At 76.5% G+C, this 618-nt stretch carries 1 protein-coding gene; it reads right to left on the bottom strand.

Translation table 11 applies throughout. The features are described from left to right. The coding region (locus tag IH13_RS0106155; protein ID WP_234433228.1) for a BTAD domain-containing putative transcriptional regulator at window positions 1–618 on the bottom strand (618 nt) is incomplete at both ends.

Genomic DNA, 618 nt, shown 5'->3' on the forward strand with positions numbered 1-618 from the left:
CCCGCCGTACCGGGGAGCAGCGGGCGGATCTGGGCCGCGTCGTGGGCGTTGTCCAGCAGGACCAGGACGCGGCGGCCGTCCAGGGTGGAGCGGTAGAGCGCGGCCCGCTCGTCCAGGGAGTCCGGAATGGCCGAGTCGGCTGTGCCGAGGGCGCGCAGGAACGCGCCCAGGACCGTCTCCGGGTCCGCGACCCTGGCGCCCGCGCCCTGGAGGTCGACGTACAGCTGCCCGTCGGGGAAGTGCGGTCGGGCCTGGTGGGCGACGTGGACGGCGAGGGTGGTCTTGCCGACGCCCCCGATCCCGGCCAGGGCGGAGACGGCCATCACCGCGCCCTCGGCCGTGGCGAGATGGTCGCCCAGCTCCCGGACGAAGGAGGCGCGGCCCGTGAAGTCGGCGACCGTCGCGGGGAGCTGGGCGGGGCGTACCGGAGCGGGGGCGGGGGCGGACTCGGCGGCGGGACGCGCCAGTTCCTCGTCGGCCTGGAGGATGCGCTGCTGGAGGCGGGCCAGTTCGGGGCGCGGATCGACGCCCAGTTCCTCCGCGAGCAGCCGCCGGGTGTCCGCGTACACGGCGAGCGCCTCGGCCTGCCGGCCGCTGCGGTACAGGGCGACCATCAGC

The organism is Streptomyces sp. NRRL WC-3549, from assembly GCF_000721935.1.
In the GTDB taxonomy this organism is placed as follows: Bacteria; Actinomycetota; Actinomycetes; order Streptomycetales; family Streptomycetaceae; genus Streptomyces.